The organism is Erwinia psychrophila, from assembly GCF_039023475.1.
Classification (GTDB): Bacteria; Pseudomonadota; Gammaproteobacteria; order Enterobacterales; family Enterobacteriaceae; genus Erwinia.
In genome coordinates, this window is record NZ_JBCHVB010000008.1 from 65894 (window position 1) to 85252 (window position 19359).

19 protein-coding genes are annotated in these 19359 nt (G+C 57.5%); 11 read left to right on the forward strand and 8 right to left on the reverse strand.

The window, feature by feature from the left end; translation table 11 throughout:
* Positions 1–17 precede the first annotated feature (17 nt).
* The 6 genes from gluQRS to panD all read left to right on the forward strand — a co-directional run bounded on the left by gluQRS (position 18) and on the right by panD (position 5091).
* Entirely contained in the window at positions 18–902 is an 885-nt protein-coding gene (gluQRS, locus tag AAH446_RS17155) for a tRNA glutamyl-Q(34) synthetase GluQRS (RefSeq protein WP_342907890.1), read from the forward strand.
* Between the two features lie 82 nt (positions 903–984).
* A complete protein-coding gene (gene pcnB / locus AAH446_RS17160; protein WP_342908007.1) occupies positions 985–2403 on the forward strand; it encodes a polynucleotide adenylyltransferase PcnB in 1419 nt (472 codons plus the stop codon).
* Positions 2400–2879, forward strand: a complete 480-nt coding sequence (folK, locus tag AAH446_RS17165) for a 2-amino-4-hydroxy-6-hydroxymethyldihydropteridine diphosphokinase (RefSeq protein WP_342907891.1) — start codon at positions 2400–2402, stop codon at positions 2877–2879. Before pcnB ends, folK begins: the two co-directional genes overlap by 4 nt.
* A 96-nt stretch (positions 2880–2975) precedes the next feature.
* Positions 2976–3770, forward strand: a complete 795-nt coding sequence (gene panB / locus AAH446_RS17170; RefSeq protein WP_342907892.1) for a 3-methyl-2-oxobutanoate hydroxymethyltransferase — start codon at positions 2976–2978, stop codon at positions 3768–3770.
* A gap of 15 nt (positions 3771–3785) precedes the next feature.
* Positions 3786–4640 carry a pantoate--beta-alanine ligase gene (panC, locus tag AAH446_RS17175; RefSeq protein ID WP_342907893.1) on the forward strand — a complete coding sequence of 285 codons (855 nt, stop codon included), beginning with the start codon at positions 3786–3788 and terminating at the stop codon, positions 4638–4640.
* Between the two features lie 70 nt (positions 4641–4710).
* On the forward strand, positions 4711–5091 hold the full coding sequence (gene panD, locus AAH446_RS17180) for an aspartate 1-decarboxylase (protein ID WP_342907894.1): 381 nt from the start codon (positions 4711–4713) through the stop codon (positions 5089–5091).
* A 155-nt stretch (positions 5092–5246) separates the two neighbouring features.
* On the opposite strand, the gene AAH446_RS17185 is transcribed toward panD, so the two are convergent.
* Complete coding sequence (locus AAH446_RS17185; RefSeq protein WP_342907895.1) at positions 5247–6017, reverse strand: ABC transporter permease; 771 nt, start codon at positions 6015–6017, stop codon at positions 5247–5249.
* Complete coding sequence (locus AAH446_RS17190; RefSeq protein ID WP_342907896.1) at positions 6014–6940, reverse strand: ABC transporter ATP-binding protein; 927 nt, start codon at positions 6938–6940, stop codon at positions 6014–6016. The genes AAH446_RS17185 and AAH446_RS17190 overlap by 4 nt, the downstream gene beginning before the upstream one ends.
* 107 nt (positions 6941–7047) lie before the next feature.
* On the opposite strand from AAH446_RS17190, the gene can reads away from it, so the two are divergent.
* Positions 7048–7710 (forward strand): carbonate dehydratase, encoded by a 663-nt coding sequence (can, locus tag AAH446_RS17195; RefSeq protein ID WP_342907897.1) that lies wholly within the window; start codon positions 7048–7050, stop codon positions 7708–7710.
* A 93-nt stretch (positions 7711–7803) separates the two neighbouring features.
* Here the strand turns inward: can and hpt are convergent, their stop codons facing one another.
* Entirely contained in the window at positions 7804–8340 is a 537-nt protein-coding gene (gene hpt, locus AAH446_RS17200; protein ID WP_342907898.1) for a hypoxanthine phosphoribosyltransferase, read from the reverse strand.
* A 206-nt stretch (positions 8341–8546) separates the two neighbouring features.
* Here hpt and AAH446_RS17205 point away from each other — a divergent pair, with 206 nt between their 5' ends.
* Together AAH446_RS17205 and AAH446_RS17210 are read left to right on the forward strand one after the other, a co-directional pair.
* Positions 8547–9827, forward strand: coding sequence for a cystathionine gamma-synthase family protein (locus AAH446_RS17205; RefSeq protein WP_342907899.1), 1281 nt, complete (start codon positions 8547–8549; stop codon positions 9825–9827).
* Positions 9828–10040: 213 nt separating this feature from the next.
* Positions 10041–10889: a sugar phosphate isomerase/epimerase family protein gene (locus tag AAH446_RS17210; RefSeq protein ID WP_342907900.1), complete on the forward strand. Its 849-nt coding sequence runs from the start codon at positions 10041–10043 to the stop codon at positions 10887–10889.
* Positions 10890–10895: 6 nt separating this feature from the next.
* Here AAH446_RS17210 and AAH446_RS17215 read toward each other — a convergent pair whose 3' ends face one another.
* From AAH446_RS17215 to AAH446_RS17230, 4 genes are all read right to left on the reverse strand, one after another.
* Complete coding sequence (locus AAH446_RS17215) at positions 10896–11876, reverse strand: LacI family DNA-binding transcriptional regulator (protein ID WP_342907901.1); 981 nt, start codon at positions 11874–11876, stop codon at positions 10896–10898.
* A 74-nt stretch (positions 11877–11950) separates the two neighbouring features.
* The gene (locus AAH446_RS17220) at positions 11951–13102 is read right to left on the reverse strand and encodes a Gfo/Idh/MocA family protein (protein ID WP_342908008.1); all 1152 of its coding nucleotides are present in this window, start codon (positions 13100–13102) and stop codon (positions 11951–11953) included.
* Complete coding sequence (locus AAH446_RS17225) at positions 13095–14168, reverse strand: sugar phosphate isomerase/epimerase family protein (RefSeq protein WP_342907902.1); 1074 nt, start codon at positions 14166–14168, stop codon at positions 13095–13097. The genes AAH446_RS17220 and AAH446_RS17225 overlap by 8 nt, the downstream gene beginning before the upstream one ends.
* 15 nt (positions 14169–14183) lie before the next feature.
* Complete coding sequence (locus tag AAH446_RS17230) at positions 14184–15419, reverse strand: MFS transporter (RefSeq protein ID WP_342907903.1); 1236 nt, start codon at positions 15417–15419, stop codon at positions 14184–14186.
* A gap of 228 nt (positions 15420–15647) precedes the next feature.
* On the opposite strand from AAH446_RS17230, the gene katG reads away from it, so the two are divergent.
* A complete protein-coding gene (gene katG / locus AAH446_RS17235) occupies positions 15648–17828 on the forward strand; it encodes a catalase/peroxidase HPI (protein ID WP_342907904.1) in 2181 nt (726 codons plus the stop codon).
* A 51-nt stretch (positions 17829–17879) separates the two neighbouring features.
* The gene (locus tag AAH446_RS17240) at positions 17880–18101 is read left to right on the forward strand and encodes an LbetaH domain-containing protein (RefSeq protein WP_463322829.1); all 222 of its coding nucleotides are present in this window, start codon (positions 17880–17882) and stop codon (positions 18099–18101) included.
* Positions 18102–18158: 57 nt separating this feature from the next.
* Here AAH446_RS17240 and AAH446_RS17245 read toward each other — a convergent pair whose 3' ends face one another.
* Positions 18159–19304, reverse strand: coding sequence for an alpha-hydroxy acid oxidase (locus tag AAH446_RS17245; protein ID WP_342907905.1), 1146 nt, complete (start codon positions 19302–19304; stop codon positions 18159–18161).
* Positions 19305–19359 lie beyond the last annotated feature (55 nt).

Sequence of the window (19359 nt, forward strand, 5' to 3'; positions counted from 1 at the left end):
GCCGATCTTCTGCAACGATGAAATCGGCTTATACAGGTCGCTTTGCGCCCTCCCCCTCCGGTGAACTCCACTTTGGCTCCCTGATTGCCGCTCTGGGCAGTTTTCTGCGCGCGCGCGCAGCGCAGGGCCAGTGGCGCGTCCGCATCGAAGATATCGATCCTCCCCGCGAAGCGCCCGGCGCGGCAAAGCGCATTCTCCAGCAGCTTGAACAGTACGGCCTGCACTGGGACGGTGATATCGTCTGGCAGTCACAGCGTCATGACGCCTATCGCGAAGCGCTTAGCTGGCTTATCGCGCAGAAGCAGTGCTACTACTGCACCTGCCCACGCAGCCGCATCCAGCAAATTGGCGGCCTTTACGACGGCCACTGTCGCTCGCGCAATCACGGCCCGGAAAACGCCGCGTTACGCCTGCGCATCGATCGGCCCGTCAGCCAGTTTCATGACCAGCTGCGCGGCGACATCGTGGCAGATCCCGGTCTGGCGCAGGAGGATTTTATTATTCACCGGCGCGATGGCCTCTTTGCCTATAACCTGGCGGTTGTGGTGGACGATCGCTTTCAGGGCATCACGGAAGTGGTGCGGGGTGCCGATCTGATTGAGCCGACGGTCAGGCAGATCGCCCTTTTCGACCGCTTTGGCTGGCAGGCACCCGATTATTTTCACCTGCCGCTGGTCATCGCTGCCGACGGCAACAAGCTCTCAAAGCAGAACCGCGCGCCGCCTCTGCCCGGGGGCGACCCCAGAGCCGTGCTGGTGCAGGCCCTGCGTTTTCTGGGTCAGCCGGTCAGCGAAGGGTGGCAGGATCTGCCGCTGGCGGCGCTTTTGGCGCAGGCTATTATCCACTGGAACGCGGCAACAATTCCGCATCAGGACGCTTTGAGAGAGGATGCAGGCAGATGAGCATTCTCAAACGGGCCGCACTGAGCTATGATTAGCCGCTGTTTTTTATCGTCCCGCTTCATTGTCACTATCGAGGTGTCCCATTTTTACCCGAGTTGCTAATTTTTGCCGAAAAGTTCTGAGTCGCGAAGAAGAGGCACCCGCCGAGGTCGGCCAGGTGCATCAGATGACCGTGATCCCTCGCGACGGCCATACTATTTCGCGTAAAGACATCAGTGAAAATGCCCTCAAGGTGCTCTACCGGCTGAATAAGGCGGGATATGAGGCCTACCTGGTCGGGGGCGGCGTGCGCGATCTGCTGCTGGGGAAAAGACCCAAAGATTTCGATGTGACGACCAACGCCACGCCTGAGCAGATGCGCAAACTGTTCCGTAACTGCCGTTTAGTTGGCCGCCGTTTCCGTCTGGCACACGTCATGTTTGGTCCGGAAATTATTGAAGTGGCGACCTTCCGCGGTCATCACGAAGCGGAACAGGTGACGGAAGATCGTAACACCTCCCAGCGTGGCCAGAACGGTATGCTGCTGCGTGACAATATTTTCGGCACGATTGAAGACGATGCACAGCGCCGGGATCTGACGATCAACAGCCTCTATTACAGCGTCGCCGATTTTTCGGTGCGTGATTATGTCGGCGGCCTTAACGATCTTAAACAGGGCATCGTGCGGCTGATTGGCGATCCCGAGACCCGCTACCGCGAAGATCCGGTGCGGATGCTGCGCGTTATCCGCTTCGCCGCCAAGCTGGATATGTCCATTGCGGCTGAGACTGCCGAGCCGATCCCGCGCCTCGCCACGCTGCTGCACGATATTCCGCCGGCGCGCCTCTTTGAGGAGACGCTGAAGCTGCTTCAGGCCGGTTACGGCTACAGCACCTATCTCCAGCTGCGTGAATATCAGCTGTTCCAGCCCCTGTTCCCGGTTCTGACCCGCTACTTTACGGAAAAGGGCGATACGAACATGGAGCGGATGATCGTTCAGGTGCTGAAAAATACCGACAACCGTATCCATAATCAGATGCGCGTGAATCCGGCGTTCCTTTTCTCGGCCATGTTCTGGTATCCGCAGCTTGAAGCGGCGCAGAAAATCGCGCAGGAGAGCGGGCTGGCTTACTATGACGCCTTTGCGCTGGCGATGAATGACGTGCTGGATGAAGCCTGCCGTTCGCTGGCGATCCCGAAACGCATTACCTCTCTGGTGCGTGATATCTGGCAGCTTCAGCTTCGTCTCTCCCGCCGTCACGGCAAGCGCGCCTGGAAGCTGATGGAGCATCCAAAATTCCGCGCCGCCTACGATCTGCTGGCGCTGCGTGCTGAAGTGGAAAACAACCCGGAGCTGCTTAAGCTCTCCGCCTGGTGGAATGAGTTTCAGGTCGCGGCGCCGCCGCAGCAGAAAACGATGCTCAATACACTCGGTGACGATCCGGTTCCCCGCCGCCGCACCCGCCGTCCGCGCAAGCGCGTCCCTGGCCCACGCCGCGACGGTAACAGCAGCAACGCATGAACCGCGTCTATCTCGCGCTGGGCAGCAATCTTGCCGATCCTCTGCATCAGGTGCAATCTGCACTTGATGCGCTGGATGCCCTGCCGGATACCCTGCGCGTTGCCACCTCCTCACTCTACCGCACGCCGCCCTACGGTCCGCCCGACCAGCCTGACTACCTTAACGCCGCCGTTGCGCTCGATACGCTGCTGACGCCTGAAGCCCTGCTTGATGGCACCCAGCGCATTGAACAGGAACAGGGGCGCGTCCGTAAAGACGAGCGCTGGGGCCCGCGCACGCTCGATCTCGATATCATGCTGTATGGCGCACTGACCATCGCTTCGCCTCGTCTGACCGTGCCGCATTACGATATGCGAAACCGCGCGTTTATGCTGGCGCCGCTGCTGGAAATCGCGCCGGATATCGTCTTCCCTGACGGTACGCGTGCTGCCGACGTTCTCGCGACGCTGGACGCCTCCGCCATCCGCTTCTGGTAATCAGTGCGTTAATTCCCACCCTGCATGCTGTCCTGGTGCAAACTTTCATCCCTTCCATTAAGATACGCCAATCTAAATATAGCTTCAGAGGTTGCGATGAAACCGACCACGATCTCCACTCTTCTCCAGTGGAAAAAGAGCGGACGTAAGTTTGCCTCCATTACCGCCTATGACTACAGCTTTGCCCGTCTTTTTGCCGATGAGGGCATTCAGGTCATGCTGGTGGGCGACTCGCTGGGCATGGTTGTCCAGGGGCACGATTCAACGCTGCCGGTCACCCTCAACGATATTGTTTATCATACTCAGGCCGTGCGCCGCGGCGCGCCCGCCGCCCTGCTGATGGCCGATCTGCCCTTTATGACTTACGCCACGCCGGAACAGACCTTTGCCAGCGCCGCTGCGCTGATGCGCGCAGGAGCTAATATGGTCAAGCTTGAGGGCGGAAAGTGGCTGGCTGAGACGGTGAAGCAGCTTACCGAACGCGCGGTGCCGGTCTGCGGTCATCTGGGCCTGACGCCGCAGTCAGTCAATATATTTGGTGGTTACAAAATTCAGGGCCGCGAAAGCGAAGCCGCTGACGGCCTGCTGGCCGATGCGCTGGCGCTGGAGGCGGCCGGCGCGCAGATGGTCGTGCTGGAGTGCGTTCCCGTGGCGCTGGCAGCCCGCATTACGGAGGCGTTGTCTATCCCGGTGATCGGCATCGGCGCCGGCGCGGTGACTGACGGCCAGATTCTGGTGATGCATGACGCCTTCGGCATTACCGGCGGTCATATTCCGAAATTCGCCCGCAACTTCCTTGCCGACACCGGCGATATCCGCGCGGCGGTGCGCCAGTACGTGGCGGACGTTGAGGCGGGTGTTTACCCTGCCGAAGAACACAGTTTCCATTAACCGAGGAGAAGAGCGGTGCTGATTATTGAAACTCTGCCAATGCTGCGTCGTGAAGTCCGCCGCTGGCGCCAGGAAGGCAAGCGCATCGCGCTGGTGCCGACGATGGGCAACCTGCACGAAGGCCATATGACGCTGGTGGATGAAGCCCGCGAGCAGGCGGATATTGTGGTGGTTTCCGTTTTCGTTAATCCAATGCAGTTCGAACGGCCTGACGATCTGGCGAACTATCCGCGTACGCTACAGCAAGACTGCGAAAAGCTTAACCGCCGCAACGTCGACCTGGTCTTTGCGCCCGCGCCTGGCGATATCTACCCCAAAGGGCTCGGCGATCAGACCTTTGTTGAGGTACCGGGTCTCTCCTCACTGCTCGAAGGGGCCAGCCGTCCGGGCCATTTTCGCGGCGTCTCCACGATCGTCAGTAAGCTCTTCAATCTTGTGCAGCCCGATCTGGCCTGCTTTGGCGAAAAAGATTATCAGCAGCTGGCGCTGATCCGCAAAATGGTGGCGGACATGGGTTACGACATTGAGATCGTGGGCGTTCCCACCATTCGCGCTAAAGATGGCCTGGCGCTCAGTTCGCGCAACGGCTATCTGACCGCAGAAGAGCGCAAGCTCGCGCCAGAGCTGAGTAAGGTCATGAACGCGATGGCATTAAGGCTGGCCGACGGTGAGCGTCATATCGACGAAATCCTGGCTGAGGGTGAAGCCGCGCTGGCCATAAAAGGGCTGCGTGCAGATGGCCTGGCTATCTGCGACGCTGACACGCTGCTGCCGCTGAACGTGGACAGCAAGCGTGCCGTGATCCTGATGGCCGCCTGGCTGGGAAAAGCCCGCCTGATTGATAATCAGCAGGTCGATCTGACGCAGTAGACAGCGAGCCGGACTCAGGCAATACTGCCGTGACTCTTTTGATGATTTCTGTAAGAAAGGTAATAAGGCTATGATCCGTACCATGCTGCAGGGCAAGCTCCACCGGGTGACAGTGACTCAGGCGGATCTGAACTATGAAGGTTCCTGCGCCATCGACCAGGACTTTCTCGACGCATCGGGCATTCTCCAGTACGAAGCGATCGATATCTATAACGTTACCAACGGCCAGCGTTTTTCGACCTATGCGATTGCCGCCGAACGCGGCTCCCGTATTATCTCTGTCAACGGCGCCGCCGCCCGCTGCGCCTGCGAGGGCGATATTCTGATTATCTGTTCCTACGTGACGATGGAAGATGCCGCAGCGCGGGAGTGGCAGCCGAAGGTGGCCTATTTCGAAGGGAATAACCAGATGAAGCGCCTGGCGAAAGCCGTACCGGTACAGGTGGCGTAATCCAGCCGGCGCTTTCCGCTCTGTGCTGAAGCGACTCTCTCCCTCAGGTTTCATATCTCAGGACGGCGGGCAATTTCAGGGCAGACGGAATAACCGGGAAGCGGCGCGTATGGCGCAAAAAAAAGCGGGCAATGCCCGCTTTTCAGTAAGAAGAATCAGGTCCGCAGGCCGCGTCCACGCTGGATCAGCGCCCAGACCAGCAGATAGAAGGCGACGATAAAGGCGACCAGCACGCCGAGGGTAAAGACCAGCGGCACATCGTTGATGCCGAGGAAGCCGTAGCGGAAGCCGCTAATCATATAGACGATCGGATTCAGCTTGGAGACCATCTGCCAGACAGGCGGCAGCAGCGACAGCGAATAGAACACCCCGCCCAGATAGGTCAGCGGCGTCAGGACGAAGGTCGGGATCAGGCTGATATCGTCAAACGTCCGGGCAAATACCGCGTTAAGCAGGCCCGCCAGCGAGAACAGGATCGCGGTCAGCAGCAGCGTCACCGCCACCATCAGCCATGAGTGCACCTGGAAAGGGACGAAGAAGAGCGAAATTGCCGTCACCAGAATGCCGACGCAGAGGCCACGCGCCACGCCGCCACCCACGTAACCGGCAATGATGATATGCGTCGGAACGGGCGCCACCAGCAGCTCTTCGATATTGCGCTGGAACTTGGCGCTGAAGAACGACGAGGCGACGTTGGCATACGCATTGGTGATCACCGCCATCATAATCAGGCCCGGCACAATAAACTGCATATAGGAGAAACCGTGCATTTCACCGATGCGTGAGCCGATCAGGTTGCCGAAGATAATGAAGTAGAGCGTCATGGTAATGACCGGCGGCACCAGCGTCTGGATCCAGATGCGCGCAAAACGGTTAATCTCTTTTCCCCAGATGCTTTTCAGGGCGACCCAGTACAAATGTGTCATGCTTTCTCTCCTTTGCGACCGTTCACCAGGTCGACAAACAGCTCCTCGAGACGGTTAGCCTTATTGCGCATACTTAAAACCTGTACGCCCTGATGGCTGAGCTGGCTGAAGACGCTGTTCAGCCCCTGCTCGCGCAGCACTTCCACCTCCAGCGTTGCGGTATCCACCAGCCGGTACTGAAAGCCTTCAAGCTTCGGCAGCGGGCTTTTCGGCGCCAGATCCAGAATAAAGGTTTCCGATTTCAGCTTGGAAAGCAGCCCTTTCATCGAGGTATTTTCAACCAGTTCGCCGTGCTGGATAATGCCGATGTTGCGGCAAAGCATCTCAGCTTCTTCCAGATAGTGCGTGGTCAGAATGATGGTGGTGCCCTGGGCGTTTAAATCCTGCAGGAAGGTCCACATTGAGCGGCGCAGCTCGATATCCACGCCGGCCGTTGGCTCATCCAGGATGAGCAGCTTGGGTTCATGCATCAGCGCGCGGGCGATCATCAGACGGCGCTTCATCCCACCGGAGAGCATCCGGGCGCGCTCGTTGCGCTTATCCCAGAGATCGAGCTGCTTAAGGTATTTCTCAGCCCGCTTGAGCGCGTCAGGCTTCTCCACGCCGTAGAGGCCCGCCTGGCTGACCACGATCTGCTGAACGGTTTCGAACTGGTTAAAGTTGAATTCCTGCGGCACCAGCCCGAGCTGGCGCTTGGCGTTGACCACATCATGCTGGAGGTCGTAGCCGAACACCCGCACCTTACCGGCGCTCTTATTGACCAGCGAGCTGATGATGCCGATGGTGGTCGATTTTCCCGCCCCGTTGGGGCCAAGCAGCGCGTAGAAGTCACCCGCTTCCACGTTCAGGTCAATCCCCTTCAGGGCCTGAACGCCGCCTGCGTAGGTTTTGGTCAGTTTTTCAAGTTCCAGTGCATAAGTCATAGGTAAAAGCGTGCCCTGTTTTATGTGGTTTTTTTGTTAACCGTTTTAAATCGCGCCCTGTTGGCCTATATTACTGCAACGCAATTCGAGCATTGGTTGACATAAACATGAAAGATATTGATACCCTTATCAGCAATAACCGCGAATGGTCCACTCTGTTAAAAGAGGAAGACCCGGGCTTTTTCGAACGCCTTTCGCTGGCGCAGAAACCCCGTTTTCTCTGGATTGGCTGCTCTGACAGCCGCGTGCCGGCTGAACGCCTGACGGGCCTGGAGCCGGGTGAGCTGTTCGTTCACCGTAACGTTGCCAACCTGGTTATCCACACGGACCTGAACTGCCTTTCCGTGGTGCAGTATGCTGTTGAGGTGCTGGAAGTTGAACACATCATCATCTGCGGACACTACGGCTGCGGTGGCGTGCAGGCGGCGGTGGAGAATCCGGAACTGGGCCTGATTAACAACTGGCTGCTGCACATTCGCGATCTGTGGTACAAGCATAGCTCGTTACTGGGTGAACTGCCGCCGGAAAAACGCTTCGACAAACTCTGCGAAATCAACGTCATTGAGCAGGTTTATAACCTGGGCCACTCTACCATCATGCAGTCTGCCTGGAAGCGCGGTCAGAAGGTCAGCATCCACGGCTGGGTTTACGGCATTCAGGATGGCTATCTGCGCGATTTGGGCGTCACCGCCACCAATCGTGAGATTCTGGAGCAGCGCTACCGCCACGGTATCGCCCATCTGCTCAACGATCTTGAGAGCCCCAGCTGATAGCTGCCGCGCATCATATAACAGGCCGGAATTTCCGGCCTTAGTCGATTGTGCGGTGAGCGAACGCACCTGCTTACTCACCGCAAAACGCGGTTACTCCTCCAGCATCACCACGTTGCCCACGTAGGCAAGATGGCGATAGCGCTGCGCGAAGTCGATACCGTAACCCACCACGAATTTGTCCGGAATGGTAAAGCCCACGTACTCCACCGGCACCTCCACTTCACGACGCTCTGGCTTATCCAGCAGCGTACAGATCGCCAGTGATTTTGGCTGACGCAGGCTGAGAATATCGCGCACCTTGCTCAGCGTGTTGCCGGAGTCGATGATATCTTCCACGATCAGCACATCCTTGCCGCGAATATCCTCATCCAGATCCTTCAGGATTTTCACATCCCGGCTGCTGGACATCCCGCTGCCGTAGCTGGAGGCCGTCATAAAATCGACTTCATGCGGCACGTCGATCTTACGGCAGAGATCCGCCATAAACATGAAAGAGCCGCGCAGCAGGCCCACCAGGACCATTTCACTGCCGCTGTCACGGTAGTTTTCCGTGATCTGCTGGCCCAGTTCGGCGATACGTTTGGCGATCTCGTCTTCAGAGATCATGACTTCTACGGTGTGTTTCATAGCGTTATGTCGATCTTGTCAGTGGCCTAAAGTAAGCCGCGAAGTTTATCACACTCCCCTCCCCTGCGCTCGACGTTGCGCCAGGATATGGCCCCGGTAAGCAGGCTGAAATGAGCCGCACAAGCGGCATTTATCTGCACGATTGAGGGCAAGTTAACGTATGCTGAATCTTATCGCAGAGCGCAACCAGACAGGCAGGAGAGTGCATGACTTTTCACGCTAAAAAGACCCATATCGGCAGCCGTGAGCTTCACCCCGAAACGCAGATGCTTAATTATGGTTACGATCCATCGCTGTCAGAGGGCGCGGTTAAACCGCCGGTTTTTCTTACTTCCACCTTCGTGTTTAACAGCGCCGAAGAAGGGAAAGATTTCTTTGACTACGTCTCGGGCCGCCGCGAACCGCCTGAAGGGAGCGCTAACGGCCTGGTCTATTCGCGCTTTAATCATCCCAATAGTGAGATCGTGGAGGACCGGCTGGCGATTTATGAGCGTACCGACAGCGCCGCGCTCTTCTCTTCCGGCATGTCCGCCATCGCCACCACGCTGCTGACCTTTATCGAGCCCGGCGATGTCATCCTGCACTCACAGCCGCTGTATGGCGGCACCGAAACGCTGCTGACTAAAACGTTTGGCCGCCTGAAGGTAGCAGCGGTGGGCTTTGCGGACGGCATCAGCGAGGCGTCGGTGCAGGCCGCCGCCGGTGAGGCGATGCGCCTTGGCCGCGTGTCGGTCATTCTGATCGAGTCCCCGGCGAATCCGACCAACAGCCTGGTCGATATTGCGCTGATTAAACGGGTGGCCGATGCTATTGGAGAGAAACAGCAGCACCGCCCGGTGATCGCCTGCGATAACACGCTGCTGGGCCCGGTCTTTCAGCGACCCATTGAGCAGGGTGCGGACCTTTCAATTTACTCGCTGACAAAGTATGTCGGGGGGCATTCCGATCTGATTGCGGGCGCGGTCATGGGCAGCAAGGCGCTGATCAAACAGGTTAAAGCGTTACGCAGCGCAACCGGCACCCAGCTCGATCCGCACACCAGTTGGATGATTGGTCGCTCGCTGGAGACGCTGTCGCTGCGCATGGAGCGGGCGAATGATAACGCTGCGGCGGTGGCAGCTTTTCTGCGTGACCACGCCAAAATCAGCAAGCTGCACTATCTCGCCTTTCTGCCGCCGGACTCCCCGGCCGGGCAGCTCTTCAGCCGGCAGTGCAGCGGAGCAGGGTCGACATTTTCCTTCGACGTTGTCGGCGGCCAGGCCGCCGCCTTCAGGCTGCTTAACGCGCTGAGCCTGTTTAAGCTGGCGGTGAGCCTCGGCGGCACGGAGTCGCTTGCCAGCCATCCGGCCAGCACCACCCATTCGGGCGTGCCTGCGAACATTCGCGACCGCATCGGCATCGGTGAAGCGACGATCCGCCTGTCGATCGGCATTGAAAATAAAGACGATCTTATCGAAGATCTGCGGCTGGCGCTGGATCGGGTATAAAGCAACGTCCGGCTTCAGCAACGGCGGCGGAGAGAACGTGAATGCCCTCTTTTCCGCCAGATTATCCCCGCCGCCGTAGTGCTTCTGGTCACTCATCCCCGTTTATAAGTGAAGCCGATCACGGTTTTAACCCCCGCCAGGGATTTTGAAAGGTAATCAGTGACTTTTCACAGTATCGTTTGTAATCGATTACTTTTCACAAGGAGCTTCATTATGTTTGCCAGACTTGTTGCCACCACCCTGATGTTAGCCACCGCAGCCCTGGGCACGCTTTCCGCTCAGGCGGCCAACGTCGAAGATGAAATCGCGTTACAGATGTATACCTTGCGCAATGTAGGTTCGGCGCAGGAACAGTTCGCCATGGCGCACAAAGCGGGCTTCCAGAACGTGGAAATTGTTGGCACACACGACCTTAGCGCGGCGCAGATGAACGCCGTACTGAAGGAAAATAAGCTTAGAGTCACCTCTTCGCACGTACAGCTTGCCGCACTGGAAGATCACTGGCAGGAGACACTCAAATTTAATAAAGCGATCGGCAACAAAACGCTTATCGTTCCCTGGATTGAGGCAGCGGATCGTCCCGATGATACCCAGGGATGGATCAAGTATGCACAGCGGCTCGATACGCTGGGCGCAAAGTTGCGCAAAGAGGGGATGCAGCTGGCCTACCACAATCACAATTTTGAAATGAAGAAATATGACGGCGTGACGGCGCTTGAGATCATCCTCACGCATTCACGCAGCGAAAACCTGAAGCTGGAGCTGGATGCAGCATGGGTCTCCCGCGGGGGTCAGGACCCGGCGCGTCTGTTGAAGGCCTATCCTGGCCGTTTCTATGCCATCCATGCCAAAGACAATGCGGCTATCGGCATTCGTGATGATGAAATGAATTTCGCGCCGCTGGGCGAAGGCCTGCTGGACTGGAAAACGATCCTGCCAGCTGCCAGAGCCAGCGGCGTGAAGTGGTTTATCATTGAACACGATAAGCCAAAAGATCCCTGGAGCATTATTACAACTTCGCACCGCAACCTGCGCGCCGCGCTGAGCCGCGCACAGCAGTAAGCTGACTCAGGTACTGGCACGCTCAATCAGGTGCCAGTCCATGATAATGCGTTCGGTTACCGCTTCGGGATTCTCAATTCGCTGTACCACCAGCTCGCAGGCTTTACGGCCTATATCCCGTGACGGCTGCGCAATCGTGGTGAGCGGCGGCGAGACCATCTCCGCCAGCCCGGAGCCGTCAAACCCCGCTACGGCAATATCTTCAGGCACCCGCAGGCCCGCATCGCGAATGGCCGCCATCGCCCCCGCGGCTAAGGTGTCAGACACCGCAAAGACCGCATCCGGCCGCTCTTCGCCCGCCAGCAGCTGGAGCATATTTTTCTTACCGGCGCTGAAGCTCAGTTCGCTGGCGTAGCCAATCGCCTGCCAGCTAAGCTGGCTGCGCTCAAGCTCACTCAGATACCCCTGCTGGCGCAGCTGAGCATACTTGTAGTTGAGGTCATGATTAATCAGCGCAATCTTCCGGCGCCCTCTGTTAATCAGGTGGCGCACCATCTGCTGTGAAGCGTCGCTGTCATTAATGCCCACGCAGGAGACATCGCCCGCATTGGCATATTCCGCGCACTGCACCCAGGGCGTTTTGCCAATCAGCCGCGTCAGTTCAGGCAGCTTGCTGAAGGCGTCCATGGTAATAATGCCATCAACGATCTTGCCGGAGAGGAGCTGCAAACTTGAGCGCGAGCGCTCAATGTCCGAGCCGGAGTTGCAGAGCAGAATGCGGTAGCCGCTTTTTTCAGCCTGCTCCTCGATCCCTTTTACCACTTCGGCGCAGAACGGGTTGGAGATATCAGAGACCATGACCAGAATCATCGAGCTTCGCGCGGTGCGCAGCTGGCGTGCCAGCAGGTTAGGCTGATAATTGCTCTCTTTAATGGCCTGCAAAACTTTTTCGCGGTTTTTGTCTTTTACGGTGTCGCTGTTATTCAACACTCTTGAAACTGTCGCGACAGAAACACCCGCAAGGCGGGCGATCTTTTGAATGGACATGGGGTCAACTCTTGCTCAAACAGATGGAACGCAGGCTATCATAGATCCGCCCCAACAATAAGTTAACTGCGTCTTCACCACTCGACCTTCATCCAGCGCTGCTGCTGATGGCTGCGCACAATGGCATCAACAATCGCCATCACCTGCGCGCCGTCGTGGAAGGTCGCAAACGCAGCCTCCTTTTGCGCCGGTGGTCTGCCCTGCGCCACCGCAAGATAGAACTGCTGCATCATATTGCGGAACGCATCCGGCCAGCCTTCAATGTGCCCACCGGGAAAGCGCGCCCGTCCCGCAACGTCAGCGTTCAGCAGCGAGGGATCGTCTGAGAGCAGCTGATTGGCCTGATGGCGATGACCAATCCAGAGCTGCTGCGGCGTCTCCTGATCCCACGCCAGCGAGGCAATACTGCCGTTCACTTCAAACGCCAGCCGGTTCTTACGTCCGGCAGAGACCTGCGAGACGTTGAAGCTGCCTTTACTGCCGTCGTCAAAGCGAAACAGCACGAAGCCCATATCTTCCGTGGTGACTTCATGGGATTCATACTGCGGCGCTTCCTGTCTGCCGCCAAAGGTGGCGCCCTGCTGCACGCTGGCTTTACGGCCCGGCCAGACGATGGCGAGATCGGCCATCACCTCCACGATCTTTTTCCCGGTGGTGAACTGAATAGTGTCGCACCAGTGTGAGCCAATATCCGCAACGGCCCTTGAGGCACCGCCTTTTTCCGCATTTACCCGCCAGTTATAGTCGGTCTCCTCCAGCATCCAGTCCTGCACATAGCTGCCCTGGGCCGAAAAAAGCCGCCCCAGCTCCGCCTGTCGCATCATGCTGGCGGCCTGCTGAACCATGGCAAACTGACGATAGACAAAGCTGACGCCGTGCACCACGCCCGCCTGCTCAGCCAGATCGACCAGCTCGCGGGCTTCCTCCATCGTCATGCAGAGCGGTTTTTCCGAGAAAAGGTGCTTACCGGCGCGCAGTACCTGGCGGTTTATCGCGGCATGGACGTGATTGGGCGTACAGTTATGTACCACCTCCAGCCCCTCGTGCTGAAGGAAGGTAGCGACATCGCTGTAGGCATGCGGCACATTCAGCTGCGCCGCATGCGCCTCCGCTTTCGCTTGTTCCCTGTCACAAATCGCCACCACATGAATGTTGCCGAGACGGCGGAGCGCCTCAATATGCGCCGGACCGATAAAGCCGCTGCCAATAATGCCGGCATTAATCATCACAATCTCCTCTGCTCAGGCCCAGCTGCGCTCTGACGCTCGCCTTTTGATCCTCTCTGGCCGCAAAATCATCGAAGGCGCGTCCGGCGACCGGTATGATGTGATGCTGAATAAATTCAGCCCCTTCACGCGCGCCCGTCTCACTCTCTTTCAGACAGCATTCCCACTCCAGCACGGCCCAGCCGTCGTAGTCATACTGCGCCAGCTTGCTGAAAATGCTGTTGAAATCGATCTGACCATCGCCCGGCGAGCGGAAGCGGCCAGCCCGGTTAATCCAGGGCTGATAGCCGCCGTAAACGCCGCTGCGGCCGTTGGGCCGATACTCCGCATCCTTCACGTGAAAGGCTTTAATGCGCGGATGATAGATATCAATAAAGCTCAGGTAGTCGATGTGTTGCAGAAGCAAATGGCTCGGGTCGAACAAAATGTTGCAGCGCGGATGGTGGTTCACCTCAGCCAGAAAGCGTTCAAAGGTGGCGCCATCATGTAAATCTTCGCCGGGATGAATTTCATAACAGAGATCCACGCCGTGGCGATCGAATTCATCCAGCACCGGCAGCCAGCGGCGCGCCAGTTCAGCAAAGGCCTCGCTGAACAGCTGCGGATTGTGCGGCGGCCACGGATAGAGATAGGGCCAGGCCAGCGAGCCGGAAAAGGTGGCGTGAGCGCTCAGGCCCAGCTTCGCCGACGCCGACGCCGCTTTCTTCAGCATTCCTGTGGCCCAGGCGGTGCGCTTAGCGCTGTTGCCCCGCACCTCAGCCGGCGCGAAGCCGTCAAAAGCCTCATCGTGAGCCGGATGGACAGCGATAAGCTGCCCTTCCAGATGGGTGGAAAGCTCGCTGATGACGAGGTCATACTTTGCCAGCATGCCCGTGACGTCATCGCAATAAGCCTGACTCTCCGCAGCCTGTTCAACATCGAAAATCGCCGGGTGATTACAGGGGATTTGCAACGCTTTATACCCCAGCGCGGAAGCCCACTGCGCCATCCCTTCCAGGGAATTAAACGGCGCCTGCCGATCAATAAACTGCGATAAAAAAATACCCGGACCTTTTAACGTTTTCATGCCCACCTCCCGTTATCAACCCTCTTCATCCCGATACTTAAAGGTGAAGAGGAAAAGAATGGCGATCGCCGCTGCCGCAACGGCAGGGATCCACCAGAAAATCGCCCAGTTTTCTGCCGTGGGCTGTCCGGCAAGCAGATTGTTGTAAAGCGCGCCGGAGATCTGCGAGCCCAGCAGCATGCCGATGCCGTAGGTAAACATGACAATCATGCTCTGCGCCTGCCCTTTTACCTTCTCGCCGGCAATGCGGTCGGTGTAGATAAAACCCACCACAAAGAAAAAATCGTAGCAGACGCCGTGCAGCAGAATGCCGAGATAAATAAGCGCCCGCCCTTCATCACCCATACCCGAGGCAAACAGCGCATAGCGAACAAACCAGGCGCACATGCCGATCAGCAGCATGTACTTCACGCCAAGCCGGCGGAACAGCAGCGGGATCACCAGCATAAAAAAGATTTCCGACATCTGTCCGAACGACATCACGGTGCTGACGTTCTCCACGCCAGCGTCCGCCAGCCATGAAGCGGTGTAGGCGTAATAGGTGCCAAGAGGGATCGAAATCAGCGTGGCGCACAGGGAAAAGATAAAGAAATGGCGGACTTTGAGGAGCGCAAAGGCATCCGCGCAAAAGAGATCGCGGACCTTAAAGGGCAGTCCTTTTGCCGCGGCGGGCGTGTGCGGCAGCGTCAGGCTGTAGGCGGCCAGCGCGACAGAACAAACCGACGCCAGTGAGAAAATGGTCGTACTGGCGGAAATGCCGGTTACGCCAATAAAGATCCCGGCGACAATCCAGCCGATAGTGCCGAATACGCGCACCACTGGAAAACTTTTGTCGCTGCTTGCAAGGCTATGGAACGCGATGTTATTGGAGAGGGCCAGCGTCGGCATGTAGCAGAGCGTATAGCCGAAAAGTAACCCGATCAGCAGCGCGCCATTTGCCGTTTCCAGCGCGTGAGGGACAAACCACAGGATCCCCGCGCCCAGCAGGTTCATCACCGCCATCACTTTTTGTGAGGGGAAGAACCGGTCTACCAGCATGCCGAGGACGAAGGGGGAAAGAATAGAGGCAATAGGGCCGGCAGAAAAAGCATCGCCAATCAGCAGCGACATATTATGCTGCGTCATCACCAGCCCCAGGGTGACAGACCAGCTACCCCAGATAAAAAACTGCATAAACATCATCAGTGAAAGCCGTGGTATCAGCCACCGCTGCGGCATCCGGTTAGTGTCAGAACTTTGCAAAATAGCCATTATGCGCTCTCCGATCGGATAGTAATCGATTACATTTCATCTCCTAAAAGTAATCGATTACAAAAAAGATTGTCTCTACGCCGATCACACTTTCAGAATCTTAAGAATAGCGGCTTTCCCCCACCCCATTTATCAAAGGCAGTGACTATCAAATCTGTAGGTTAATACAGGTATGACTTATTGATGGCGAGGGATAAGGTGTAGCCAGACAAAAAATGGAGCATCATAATGAGCACGCCAACTGATACACAAAACGCTTTATCTGCCGGAAAATGCCCCTTTCATCAGGGTAACAATAACCAGGCCGCCGGCGGTGGGACCGGCCATCACGACTGGTGGCCCGATCGGCTGCGCGTGGATCTGCTGAATCAGCACTCCAGCCGCGCGAATCCGCTGGGAGAAGCGTTTAACTATCGGGAAGCGTTCAGCCATCTGGATTACCACGCGCTGAAGGGCGATCTGAAAGCCCTGCTGACGGATTCACAGCCCTGGTGGCCTGCCGACTGGGGAAGTTACATCGGTCTTTTTATCCGCATGGCCTGGCACAGCGCAGGAACCTATCGCTCAGCGGATGGCCGTGGCGGCGCAGGCCGCGGGCAGCAGCGCTTTGCGCCCTTAAACGCCTGGCCCGATAACGTCAGCCTGGATAAAGCCCGTCGTCTGCTCTGGCCGGTGAAACAGAAGTATGGTCAGAAAATTTCCTGGGCCGACCTCTATATTCTGGCCGGTAACGTCGCGCTGGAAAACGCCGGTTTTCGCACCTTTGGTTTCGGCGCCGGACGTGAGGATGTCTGGGAACCTGACCTTGATGTGAACTGGGGCGACGAGAAAACCTGGCTGGCGCACCGTCATCCGGAATCGCTGGCTCAGGCGCCGCTGGGCGCCACTGAGATGGGCCTGATTTACGTCAATCCGGAAGGGCCGGAAAACAGCGGCAACCCCGCGTCAGCCGCCCCCGCCATCCGCGCCACCTTTGGCAATATGGGGATGAATGACGAAGAGACGGTTGCGCTGATTGCCGGTGGGCATACGCTGGGGAAAACCCATGGCGCAGGCGCCGCCAGCCACGTTGGCGTTGATCCCGAAGCCGCCCCGATTGAAGCCCAGGGTCTGGGCTGGGCCAGCCAGTTTGGCAGCGGCGCGGGTGCCGATGCCATTACCTCCGGCCTTGAGGTGACCTGGACGCAGACGCCCACGCAGTGGAGCAACTACTTCTTCGAAAACCTGTTCAAATATGAGTGGGTACAGACGCGCAGCCCGGCGGGCGCTATTCAGTTTGAAGCCGTTGACGCCCCTGATGCGATCCCGGACCCGTTCGATCCGGCGAAAAAACGCAAGCCGACTATGCTGGTGACCGATCTGACGCTGCGCTTCGATCCGGAGTTTGAGAAAATTTCCCGCCGGTTCCTCAACGATCCGCAGGCATTTAATGAGGCCTTTGCCCGCGCCTGGTACAAGCTGACCCACAGAGATATGGGGCCAAAAGCGCGCTACATCGGTCCGGAAGTGCCTGCGGAAGACCTTATCTGGCAGGATCCGCTGCCGCAGCCGGTTTACTCTCCGACCGCGACCGACATTGACCAGCTGAAAACGGAGATCGCTGAGGCGGGCCTCTCCGTCAGCGAACTTGTTTCGGTCGCCTGGGCATCGGCTTCGACCTTCCGCGGCGGGGATAAACGGGGCGGGGCTAACGGCGCACGGCTGGCCCTGATGCCACAAAGAGCGTGGGAAGTGAATGCGGTTGCCGCTCGCGTACTTCCTCTCCTCGAAGCCATTCAGCAGAAAGCGAACAAAGCCTCACTGGCCGATATCATTGTGCTGGCCGGCGTTGTAGGCGTGGAACAGGCGGCCAGAGCGGCAGAGATCGACGTTAAGGTGCCCTTCTCACCAGGGCGGGTAGATGCGCTTCAGGCGCAGACGGATAACGATCTGTTTGAGCTGCTCAACCCTGCCGCCGACGGGCTGCGTAACTATCGTGGGAAACGAGGCAGTACCTCAACAGAAGCGCTGCTGATTGATAAAGCGCAGCAGCTGACGTTAACCCCGCCGGAACTGACGGTGCTGGTGGGCGGCCTGCGCGTAATGGGCGCCAACTTCGACGGCAGCCCGCACGGCGTCTTCACCGATCGCACCGGGGTACTCAGCAATGACTTTTTCATCAATCTGCTGGATATGCGTCACGAATGGAAAGCCACCGATGTCTCTGAAGAGCTGTTTGAGGGGCGCGACCGCCTGAGCGGAGAGGTGAAATTCACCGCCACTCGTGCGGATCTGGTCTTCGGCTCAAATGCGATCCTTCGTTCCGTCGCTGAGGTTTATGCCAGTAGCGATGCCCGCGAAAAATTCGTCAGGGATTTCGTGGCGGCCTGGACTAAGGTGATGAACCTGGATCGTTTCGACCTGCGTTAAGCCCGGCTGCCGGGGAGGGAAAGCGCCCTCCCCGGCGAAGGTGTTTCAGATGTGCTGGTGAACATGCTGGATAAAACCATCATCGGCGATAATGTAGAAATAGGCGCGCACAGTTGTATCATCGGGGATGTTCGCATCGGCGATAACGTTATTATTGGCGCTATGTCTTTTATTAACAAAGATATTCCTGAAAACAGCGTGGTTTACTGTGACAAAGTCACGACGATCCGCGAGCGTCAGCAAAAAACGGCCGGACAGCCAGAAATAGTCTGATAATCGGCCCGTGATGGGCCGGTAGACATTCATCCGTCAGATTGCGGCGACTAATCGTCAGAAGATATTCTTACGCAGGATAGTGCTGTCGACCGCAGCAACTTCCGTTTTACCGCAAAATGCCATCGACAGATCAAACTCATTGCGGATGATATTCAGCGCGGTAGTGACGCCCTGCTCCCCCATCGCGCCCAGGCCATAAAGCATGCTGCGCCCGATATAAGTGCCCTTCGCACCCAGCGCAACGGCTTTAAGCACATCCTGCCCGGAACGAATACCTCCGTCAAAATGCACCTCCGCCTGCTGCTTTACCGCCCCGACAATGGCTGGCAACAGGGATATCGAAGAAGAGACACCGTCCAGCTGGCGACCGCCGTGATTGGAGACAATGACGGCATCGGCACCGGCTGCAACCGCCAGACGCGCATCCTCAGCATCCATAATCCCTTTAACAATAAGCTTGCCGCCCCAGCGCTGTTTTATCCACTCCACGTCCTGCCACGACAAGCTGGAATCAAACTGCTGCTGTGTCCACTCGATCATCGCATCAATATTCGCCACGCCGCAGGCATGGCCGATAATATTGCCAAAATTGCGGTTGCGCGTGGCTAACATACCACGACACCAGCGCGGTTTACTGGCGATATTAAGCAGATTGCGCAGCGTCATTTTCGGTGGCGTCGACAGGCCGTTTTTTATGTCCTTATGCCGCTGGCCGAATACCTGCAGATCCATGGTGATAACCAGTGCGCTACAGTTAGCGGCCCTGGCACGCTCGATCAGACTGGCCACAAACTGACGATCGCGCATTACGTAGAGCTGAAACCAGAAGGGAGAGTAATTCGTGGCCTGCGCCACCGCTTCCATTGAGCAGATGCTCATGGTCGACAGCGTAAAGGGGATGCCGAACGCCTTAGCAGCGCGCGCCGCCAGGATCTCACCATCGGGATGCACCATGCCGGTCAGTCCGGTGGGGGCAATCGCTACCGGCATGGAAACCGCCTGTCCTATCATGCTGCTGGCGGTGCTGCGGTGAGAAATATCGACGGCTACGCGCTGGCGAAATTCAAGACGCTGCAAATCAGCTTCGTTGGCTCTGTAGCTATATTCTGTCCAAGAACCGGCGTCCACATAGTCATAAAACATCTTCGGCACCCGCTTACGCGCCAGATGCCGCAACTCTTCAATGCAGGTAATTGTCACGTTAGCCGTCCGGTAAAAAAAGCGGCTAAAGGTTAATTAGCCGTCTGATATCAGG